Raw genomic sequence first — 9873 nt, 5'->3', positions numbered from 1 at the left:
AGCAAGTAACTTGGACCAGTGTTGATCATTTAGCATTGTTCGAGGCATAGCGAGTGTAAAATTGGGTTTGGCGATTTAATTTTACTATCTCGCTATTTTTTTAATCAACAAATGTCAACAGACCCTAAATATTCGTTTTACATCTATTTTTAATATAAATAACGCTATAAAAATGGCTAAGTTTACTATTTTTATGATTATACAACTTTGGTCTAATATGCCTTTTAAAAGGTGCCTCATAATAATGAAATACATCACAATATTATAAATAAATTATTTTTGGTTATCATTTTTAAAAGTTTGAAAAATAATAAATATATGATAAATATGAATTATTTGTTTTTTTGAATATTTTTGCATTTGTTTTTAGATAGAATTATATATAGATCAATATTGGTATTAAAATTAAGGCGATTATGAAAAATATAACTATTTTAATGATGGCTTTGGTTTTTATCTTAATCTCAGCTTGTACAAGTACCACGAATTTAGGGACAGCAGGCGCAGAGCGAAAACAGTTTTTTATCGTTCCTCAAAAGTTATTAACTAAACAGGCGGATAGAACCTATCAACAATTTATTCATCAAGCGAAAGACAAGCAACTTTTGATCATCGATCCGAAATTGGATCAAATTTTAAATAAACTTAAGCAAAATGCGGAGTTTTACCGCCATGGTTCGAGTCAATGGGATTGGCAAGTCAGTGGGAATCTCAATAAAGATTTAAATGCACATGGTTTCCCTAGTGGGAAAATTGTCATTAACACGGGTTTGTATTGGAGTTTAAAGCTGACTGAAGATGAATTGGCATTTGTGATGGCGCATGAAATGGCACATGCATTACGTGATCATCATCGTGAGAAGATTTCCTTGTTGTTTGCAAGTCAGGTGGCGATGATTTCTTCAACTGCGGGTATCGGCGCGCTTGCTACTGCGGCCAGTAGTGTGACAGGGCAAGCTGTTTTTCTGCCTAAAGTTTCAAAATTTGAACTGGAAGCTGATGTCCTTGCACTTGATCTGATGTCGAAAGCGGGCTTTGATCCAAATGCAGCATTGAGTTTTTGGCAAAAATATCAGCAGGAAACGACACGCCGTCAAATGCTTGATGTAAAACCATTGATGACTCAAGACAGTATAGATAAGCGTAAGATTTATATTGAAAAATATTTACCTGAAATGCACATTCAATTTCAACAGGCACAGGCTGTAATGTTGAATAAAAATGCGATAACTCATGGCACATTCTAGGTTGATTTAAACTAAAGCAAAGTTACAAATGATTTATTTAAATCTTGTTTTATAGTCGTGCTACAGCACTATTACATCTGAAGTCTATATAAAACAATTCAATGATTCTGTAGCTGTTGTATAAATTATAATCAAGCATGATGAATGGAATTCATGGTAAAATGATCGGCTTTCATCTTCTTTGATCTTTTTTCAGATCATTCCATCTGCCAGCCGAGAATTGCTAGCCATGTCTACTGCTTATACTATGCAGACTGCGCCAAAAGCGTTGTTTGATTACGACAAATATTGGGCGTCTTGTTTTGACCCTGCGCCATTTTTGCCGATGTCACGCGAAGAAATGGATCAACTCGGTTGGGACAGCTGCGACTTTATTTTGGTTTGCGGTGATGCGTATATCGATCATCCGTCATTCTGTTCAGGCATCATCGGTCGAACCCTTGAAGCGCAGGGTTTCCGTGTCGGGATTATTGCTCAGCCAGACTGGACCAATGTAGAAGCGTTCCGTGTATTGGGTAAACCGAATATTGCTTGGGGCATAACAGCCGGCAATATGGATTCGATGATCAACCGCTATACGGCAGACCGTAAAATCCGTTCGGATGATGCCTATTCTCCGGATAATCAACCGAATAAACGTCCAGACCGTGCAGCAACGGTATATTGCCAGCGTGTGCGTGAAGCATATCCAGATGTGCCTGTATTATTGGGCGGTATTGAAGCCTCGTTGCGCCGTATTGCGCATTATGATTATTGGTCAGATAAAGTCCGCCGTTCAGTATTGATGGACTCGAAAGCCGACCTGTTGATGTATGGTAATGGTGAACGTTCAATCACGGAAATCATGCATCGATTGGCCCGCGGTGAAAAAATCCAAGAAATTACGGATGTCCGCGGTACTGCATTTATTGTGAATAAAAATAACCGAGCTTCAAAAGCGAAGTTTGTTGAAATCGCATCGAATGATGTCGATGCGATTGGCCGTGTCGATCCGATCATTAACCCGTATGTGATGACCGAAGACCTTGAAGGCTGTGAAATCGAAAAAGGCAAAGACAGCGTTACGCAATATCAAGGCTTCCAAAAAGAAGCGGTAGCAAATCCGATTGTTCGTGAAGGCGATAACTTAGACGCCGATACGCAAATCGTGCAGCTGCAGCCTGCATCAAAAGCCATTAAGCATAAATTGCCGCCGCGTGAATTGGCGGTGATTCGTTTGCCTGCCTATGAAGATGTGGCGAATGATCCTGTGCTGTATGCACACGCCAACCGTATTTTGCATTTGGAAACCAATCCGGGCAATGCGCGCGCGATGGTGCAAAAGCATGGTGAGCGTGATGTTTGGCTGAATGCGCCGCCGATTCCTTTGACTACAGAAGAAATGGATTATGTGTTTGACTTGCCATATGCACGTCTGCCACATCCTGCGTATGGTGAAGCGCGTTTTCCTGCCTTTGACATGATTAAGTTCTCTGTGAACATTATGCGTGGTTGTTTTGGCGGCTGTACCTTCTGCTCAATTACAGAGCATGAAGGGCGTATCATTCAAAACCGTTCTGAAGAATCGATTTTACGTGAAGTTGAAAAAATTCGTGATACTGCACCAGGCTTTACTGGGATCATTTCTGACTTAGGCGGCCCAACGGCCAATATGTACCGTTTGGCATGTAAAGATCCTGAGATTGAAAAGAACTGCCGTAAGCCGTCGTGTGTATTCCCAGGTGTATGTCAAAACTTGCACACCGATCATGCGCCTTTAACCCAGTTATACCGTAAAGCGCGTTCATTGCCGGGGATTAAAAAGATTCTAATTGGTTCTGGTTTACGCTATGACCTTGCGGTGTTAAACCCAGAATATGTCAAAGAATTGGTGACACATCACGTCGGCGGTTACTTGAAGATTGCGCCTGAACATACCGAAAAAGGTCCATTATCGAAGATGATGAAACCGGGGATCGGGACCTATGACCGTTTCAAACAAATGTTTGATCGTTTTAGTAAGGAAGCAGGGAAAGAACAGTATCTCATTCCTTACTTTATTGCAGCGCATCCGGGTACGACGGGCTATGACATGATGAACTTGGCGATTTGGCTGAAGAAGAATGGTTTCCGTGCCGATCAGGTGCAAACCTTCTATCCATCACCAATGGCGACTGCAACGACCATGTACTACACAGGTAAAAACCCGTTGGCTAAAGTGGCGCGTTATACCGAAAATGTCGATATCGTGAAAGGTGAAAAACGCCGTCGTTTGCATAAAGCCTTCTTGCGTTACCATGATCCAAACAACTGGCCATTGCTACGTGAAGCGCTCAAAGAAATGGGGCGTCAGGATCTGATCGGGAACTCAAAACAGCATTTGATTCCGACGTATCAGCCTGCGGGTAGTGCTGAGGGTCAATACCAGTCTGCGCGTAAAAAGAACTCAAGTATTGCGGGTGATTCACAAAAACGTACAGGTGAACAAGGTAATCGGACGAAGGCTGCTCAATCGCGTCCTTCAAATACCAAGAAGCGTCCTGAGCGTGGTCAAATTTTGACGCAGCATACTGGTCTGCCGCCGCGTGAAACGGGTGAAGCGAAAAAACCTTTTGGCGGTTCGAAACCCAAAGGAAAATCGAAGCCTAAATCACGCGCTTAAAATGATGAAATAAAAAAAGACACTTCGGTGTCTTTTTTTATGGCTGATATGCTCGGCAGCATCAGACAGTTTGCATTTTTATATGTTGTTACAAGCTCAATGCTGTCTGTGCGTCGGTTATCTCAATGAAATACGAGCAAAATTTGACAGCTTATCGGAATTGTCAGACAGTGAGAGGAAATGCACTTGCTGTCGTTTTAGCGAATGATCTAAAGTATCAATATATAGCAATGGATGCTATTACTCTGAACGAAGTGGCATGTGATGTTTGACGCTTTAAGTTTGCAACTTTTTGTCAGTTTAAATACGTATTGTGTGAAAGTTAGAGTTATTTTTTTTAATAGGAAATTAAAAAAATAATACTGGTTGTATACTTCGTATTCATAAGAAGTATGTCAAAAACCAAAAATATAAGAAATATAAAGGATTATGAGATGACTATATACATAGTAATAGGGAGTATTTTACTCTTCTGTGTGCTCATAATGGCTTGGAAAAGTTTAGAAGGTGATTCTAAGCAACAAGATAGCGCATTGAAACAACGTGCTATTTTCAACATTAATGAGCAATTAACCTACACGCGTTTAAAAGAAATTTTGCCTAAGCATACAATCCTTGCGCATGTGTCTTTTGATGCACTGTTGACCACGAAATATTATCGGACGCGGAACAAGTATCGAAATATGGTGGCGGACTTTGTCGTCCTCGATGAACAGCACCAAATCTTAGCGATCGTCGCTTTAGATGATCCAATGGTGCTCAAACGGATGCAGCAGTCGCAATATCAAGATGCTTTGCTCGCTTTGGCAGGCTATCGGGTCATTCGTTATGATGATGTGCCTGAGTACGTTCAATTACGCGAAGATTTCTTAAATGAGCAGCGTGTACAAGCGCCATTTGTACCGGTTAATGATTTGAAAAAATATCATTTATATTCAGATTTGGAACGTAAAAAGATCAAAATTATTGGATCTTAGGGATTCAAAGAGCAAAGCCTTTTGCAAAAAAAAGCGTGTCTTTAGACATGCTTTTTTTTAATGGTTATTTAGGCTTAATGATTATTCAGGCTTAACGGCTACGACGGTTAATTCTACCAGTACACGCGGGTCGTATAATTTGGCTTCAACACAAGTTCTGGGTAATGCTTCAATGTCTGACACCCACGCATCCCATACTTCATTAAATGCTGCATAATCCTGTTCAATATCTTTCAGATAAATGGTCACTGACATAATCTGGCTTTTATCTGTACCGGCATCTGCAAGAAATTGATCAATGATCTCAAATGTTTGCTGTGTTTGTCCTTTGATGTCTAAATCAAGGTCTGTTGCCAATTGACCTGCTAAATGGACCAATTGACCTGAAATAGCGATTTCGGAAAAGCGTTTTGAAACATGCAGGCGTTGGATGGTCATGCGGAATATCCTGAAAGCAAAAAGGTCACTTAATCTTGAGTTTTAGGCATTGTAGCTGCAACCAAGGCCGTCAATAAACAGCCAACAGCAAGGTAGATTGCTACATAATGCCATGAACCATCACCCCAAATCACCAAAGCTGCTGCAATCATTGGGGTAAAGCCACCACCGATAATACTGGCCACTTGATAGCCGACACCTGCGCCACTGTAGCGATAGGTGGTACCAAACAGGGAGGTGAAAATCGGCTGGTGTACACTCACCACCATATCATGGGCAATATTGGCAAGGAAAATTGCACCGACAATAATCAGCCAAGTATTTTGAGCATCAAGGGCCATGAAGAATGGAAAGGCAGAAAGCGCACCAATCAATCCACCCAGAACACACATTTTACGATGATCAAATCGATCTGCTAGCCACGCAAAGAGGGGAATGCTGAAGCAGCTAATGGCACCAACCATTAAGGTGATATTGAGGAAGAACTGTTTGTCCATGCCCAATTGAGCGGTGGAATAATTCAGTGCAAAGTTCGTCACCAAATACATGGTGAGTAACTCGGTCAGGCGCAGCGCAATAATGTAGAAAAAGGCTTTTGGGTGTTGGCTAATCGCTTGCAGAATCGGTAATTTTTGTAGCGTTTGTTGAGCTTTGACCACATGGTCGACAAATTCTTGTGATTCGTCTTGATCACGTCGAATCCACATCGCGATAGCCAGCAAGATAATACTGGCAATAAAGGGAATTCGCCATGCCCAATCAGCAAAAGCATCTTCACCCAAAGTGGCAATAATTAACGACACAGCGCCTGTTGCCAGAACGAGTCCGACGCCATAGCCAATTTGTACACCACTACTGTAAAAGGCTTTTTTGCCTTTCGGGGCATTTTCTACAGCCATCAGGGCAGCGCCGCCCCATTCACCACCGACAGCAAAACCCTGTATTGCCCGAAGTGTTACGAGTAGGATCGGGGCCCACCAACCGATGGCCGCAAAATTGGGCAGTAAACCAATGCCGACCGTCGAAATGCCCATCAGGATGACGGTGAGCACCAACATTTTTTTCCGACCCAGTTTGTCACCAAAGTGTCCAAATACAATGCCGCCTAAGGGGCGGAACAGGAAGCCGACGCCAAAGGTCGCCAAGGCTGCCAAGGTTCCCATATTGTTGCCAATACTGGGGAAAAACTGATCTTTGAAAATGAGTGCGGCAACAATGCCATAAAGTAAAAAATCGTACCAATCGACTACGGCACCAATGAAGCTACTTAATGCGGCTTTACGCGCACGTTGTTCTTGATTTTGTGAAATATTTTGAGGATTTGGAGCAGATTTTGCAGAAGGCATACAGCGGGGTATTCCATGATTGACAACAGAGTTGCCCTGTAATATTCGGATTTGATCGTCACGCCAATCACAGGACAGCATGCTGAAAGTAAAGGTGATTTTCAGCATCTCAGCGCATACACGGATAATGTAGTGCGCTGATAGAGTACTCTAATTTTAGGCTTTGTGAATAGCAAATTGCTTTAATTTTGTTCTTCTGCCTAAATCTTAAGCAAATACGATCTTCTTGAAGTTTTTAGAGCAGCGAAAGTTGTGTTTCTTGGTTTTGCGCACTTAATTGATAGACCCCTACGCCAATCAGACGAAATCGATCGTCCTCAGAAATATGCATTTCATGCAGTAATTGCTGCAATACCTGCGCAAGGTCTTCACGATGATTCAGTGACGTTTTAAAACTTTTACTGTGCTGTAGCATTTGGAAATTCTTCAGTTTTAATTTGGCCGATACACCGCGCGCGCTTAACTGCTTTTTTTCTAAACTAGACCAAACTTGGTCAATCAGTTTGGGCCAATAGGGCTGACATTGGCTCAGGGTGAGATCATCATCAAAAGTGGTTTCTTTGGAAATCTGCTGACGCTCGCGGCTAGATTGGACTGGTCGTTCATCAATCCCTTGTGCATACAGATAGAGTTGTCGGCCATATTTACCGAAATGATGAATCAGAACGGCTTCATCAATTTGTTGTAAATCACCCAATGTATTGAGTTGCATGGCTTTTAATTTTTCTTGAGTCACTTTTCCCACACCGGGAATTTTTTTCAGTGCCAAGTCATGGATGAAATGCAGAACTTGAGACGGTTTGATAATACAAATGCCATTGGGTTTGTTCCAATCAGAAGCGACTTTAGCCAAAAATTTATTGGGCGCGACACCTGCAGAGGCAGTTAAACCAGTGCTTTGTAAAATCTCTGCCTGAATTCGCATAGCGACTTCAGTGGCACTCGGAATGTGTTGTAAATTTTCTGTGACATCCAAATAAGCTTCGTCTAAAGATAGTGGTTCAATCAGCGAGGTATAGCGTTGAAAAATGGCATGAATTTGCGCCGAAACGGCACGATATTTTTCAAAATTAGGTTCGATCACCACGACTTGTGGGCAGAGTTTACGGGCCTGTGCCATCGACATCGCAGAACGTAAACCAAATTCACGTGCAGGATAGGACGCGGCACAGATGACCGCACGAGGGTGATGTGAAGACACAACAACAGGAAGCTGTTTGAGTTCGGGGCGTTCCCGCAGCTCTACTGATGCAAAGAATGCATCCATGTCGATATGTATGATTTTCCTCATGCCTAGATAAATCAGTGCCTAAAAATTGAATTTCAGTATCGCACAGTCAATCCAGCGCTTTCCTCAATTTTTTAACTCGAACGACACAGGTTGACTGAGTAAAACAACCTTGGTGTTTTGAGCTGCTGCCGACTGTATCAATAGATTTAGGCTTTGAGGAGTGTCATCGGCAAAGCGAGGTAAAAATTCGAGCTCTGGATTCAGTGGTTTGAAAAAATTATCCCAGTGAATTGGAATCACGGTGCTGGGTTGAAGAGTCGCTAAGGTTTCTTTGAAATATTGCTGTTGAAATGCTGCCGTTTGCTTGGAAAGCTGAGCGATGCCTAAAAATAAAGTATTGACTTTTAGTTTTTGCAACTGTTTGGGCACAGCACCTGTACTGGCTTTGACTAAACTGTAATGCGGTCCATGTTGGATGAGATAGTCATAAGATCCACCTTCTTTAAACTGATTAAAATGTGCAGGGAGTTGCAATGGCTGCGAAATTTCTTCCCCCAAATCATCATTAACGGCCGTTGGCGGAGTATGTTGCGAGGGGATCGCAGTAATGGTGAATTTACCGATTTGCATCGGTTGCCAAGCTTGAACTTCGTGCAATTGTGATTCAGCGATTGGCATCGCCCGTGCAATATTTAAGGTGCTTTTAGAGCCGACAATCATGGCCTTGGGGAGCTGGTGGGCCAACATTGGAATATCAAGCGCATGATCATAATGTGAATGAGTTACGAAAATAGCACGTGTGCGTTTTAAGTCGTATTGGTCGATATAGCTGTGTAATAAAGGTCGATCACTTTGAATCTGAGTGAATATGGTCCGACTGAGCGATGGTCGACTAAAGAAGCCATCGATGAGGATTTGCTCTTGACCATCGTCAAACAGTAAGGTCGAAACGCCAAAGAACTTTACGTGATAGGGCGCCGCTGAGTGAGTATCTGTAGTGATTTGTGTGGGATGTTGATAATGCCATGTTTTAAACGCTGCCAAGGTCCCTGAAGGTTGGATCAAATAAGCCAATATCCCGATGGAGAGGATCATAAAGACTGAAAATATAATAAGAAAAGTTTTTAAAATACGCATCCTGCGACTCAGTTTTCATGGATTATTTTGTTCGATGTTGTCCTGAGTCGGTGAATAAATCAACGGGGTTTGATCGGGGAAACGCCATTTTTGTCTAAAAAATCAGTCCATGCCTTGGCATCACCTGAAAATACATTTAAATCGACAGTGGTCGAGATACCTTGAATTTGTCCTTGATTGGTATGTTGCCAAATCAGCCATTTCGGATTGTTTTTTAGATCGGGTGGGCCTTTATACTCACGGACCCACAGCGGCGTCTGTTTAAACTCGCCAGCTAAGACAATATTATAAAAAGACTTCGAGGTATAAAAAATCGGTTGTTTGCCATAATGGTGGTGCAAGCGATCATGCATATAAGTGATTTCTTTGAGTAACTGCTCTTTGCTGTAGGTGTTAATGCAGTTGGTGTCATATTCCAAATCAATCACTGGGGGAAGGGCATCGGCTTTTTTCGGCACGGAAGCAATAAAATTTTCTGCCTGAATTTTGCCATCACGGCACAGACGGTAAAAATGATAGGCCCCAACTAAAAAGCCGTTTTCCCGTGCTTGTAACCAGTTATCTTGAAATTTCCGATCTTTAAAATCACCACCCTCTGTGGCTTTAAGATAAACGAATTGGTATTTTTTAGGTGAAATTTTTGACCATTGAATATCTTTTTGATGATGGGAAACATCAAAGCCTTTTACGGGATATTCTTCTGCAGACGCAGGGCGATGCGGCATCACGGCTAAATAACCTAATCCAGCCACCGCCATGACGCCGCTGATAGCGCTGAGTGCAATAATCGGGCTGTATTTTTTGAGTGAACTTTTAGAGGTACGTGATTTGGCTTTTTTAGGCATGAAAATGTATC

At 42.1% G+C, this 9873-nt stretch carries 8 protein-coding genes; 3 read left to right on the top strand and 5 right to left on the bottom strand.

Annotated features, from left to right (window positions below; translation table 11 throughout):
* Window positions 1-416 precede the first annotated feature (416 nt).
* From FTU06_RS06385 to FTU06_RS06375, 3 genes are all read left to right on the top strand, one after another.
* Complete coding sequence (locus FTU06_RS06385; protein WP_180145573.1) at window positions 417-1247, top strand: M48 family metallopeptidase; 831 nt, start codon at window positions 417-419, stop codon at window positions 1245-1247.
* Window positions 1248-1476: 229 nt separating this feature from the next.
* A complete protein-coding gene (locus FTU06_RS06380; protein ID WP_180145570.1) occupies window positions 1477-3888 on the top strand; it encodes a YgiQ family radical SAM protein in 2412 nt (803 codons plus the stop codon).
* Window positions 3889-4322: 434 nt separating this feature from the next.
* Complete coding sequence (locus tag FTU06_RS06375; RefSeq protein ID WP_078189487.1) at window positions 4323-4865, top strand: DUF2726 domain-containing protein; 543 nt, start codon at window positions 4323-4325, stop codon at window positions 4863-4865.
* An 81-nt stretch (window positions 4866-4946) separates the two neighbouring features.
* On the opposite strand, the gene FTU06_RS06370 is transcribed toward FTU06_RS06375, so the two are convergent.
* The 5 genes from FTU06_RS06370 to FTU06_RS06350 all read right to left on the bottom strand — a co-directional run bounded on the left by FTU06_RS06370 (window position 4947) and on the right by FTU06_RS06350 (window position 9862).
* Window positions 4947-5303, bottom strand: a complete 357-nt coding sequence (locus FTU06_RS06370) for a RidA family protein (RefSeq protein ID WP_180049898.1) — start codon at window positions 5301-5303, stop codon at window positions 4947-4949.
* A gap of 29 nt (window positions 5304-5332) precedes the next feature.
* Window positions 5333-6649 carry a shikimate transporter gene (gene shiA, locus FTU06_RS06365; protein WP_180145586.1) on the bottom strand — a complete coding sequence of 439 codons (1317 nt, stop codon included), beginning with the start codon at window positions 6647-6649 and terminating at the stop codon, window positions 5333-5335.
* Window positions 6650-6884: 235 nt separating this feature from the next.
* Entirely contained in the window at window positions 6885-7940 is a 1056-nt protein-coding gene (gene dinB / locus FTU06_RS06360; protein WP_180145567.1) for a DNA polymerase IV, read from the bottom strand.
* A 63-nt stretch (window positions 7941-8003) separates the two neighbouring features.
* Entirely contained in the window at window positions 8004-9017 is a 1014-nt protein-coding gene (locus FTU06_RS06355; protein ID WP_180113175.1) for an MBL fold metallo-hydrolase, read from the bottom strand.
* Window positions 9018-9076: 59 nt separating this feature from the next.
* Entirely contained in the window at window positions 9077-9862 is a 786-nt protein-coding gene (locus tag FTU06_RS06350; RefSeq protein ID WP_180145556.1) for a GH25 family lysozyme, read from the bottom strand.
* Window positions 9863-9873 lie beyond the last annotated feature (11 nt).

This window comes from Acinetobacter sp. YH12052 (genome assembly GCF_013419835.1).
GTDB lineage: Bacteria > Pseudomonadota > Gammaproteobacteria > Pseudomonadales > Moraxellaceae > Acinetobacter > Acinetobacter amyesii.
This window is presented reverse-complemented; position numbering and strand designations above follow the sequence as displayed.

Coding starts and splice junctions, on each gene's coding strand:
- FTU06_RS06385 (WP_180145573.1), top strand. CDS start 417: ATGAAAAATATAACTATTTTAATGATGGCTTTGGTTTTTATCTTAATC.
- FTU06_RS06380 (WP_180145570.1), top strand. CDS start 1,477: ATGTCTACTGCTTATACTATGCAGACTGCGCCAAAAGCGTTGTTTGAT.
- FTU06_RS06375 (WP_078189487.1), top strand. CDS start 4,323: ATGACTATATACATAGTAATAGGGAGTATTTTACTCTTCTGTGTGCTC.
- FTU06_RS06370 (WP_180049898.1), bottom strand. CDS start 5,303: ATGACCATCCAACGCCTGCATGTTTCAAAACGCTTTTCCGAAATCGCT.
- shiA (WP_180145586.1), bottom strand. CDS start 6,649: ATGCCTTCTGCAAAATCTGCTCCAAATCCTCAAAATATTTCACAAAAT.
- dinB (WP_180145567.1), bottom strand. CDS start 7,940: ATGAGGAAAATCATACATATCGACATGGATGCATTCTTTGCATCAGTA.
- FTU06_RS06355 (WP_180113175.1), bottom strand. CDS start 9,017: ATGCGTATTTTAAAAACTTTTCTTATTATATTTTCAGTCTTTATGATC.
- FTU06_RS06350 (WP_180145556.1), bottom strand. CDS start 9,862: ATGCCTAAAAAAGCCAAATCACGTACCTCTAAAAGTTCACTCAAAAAA.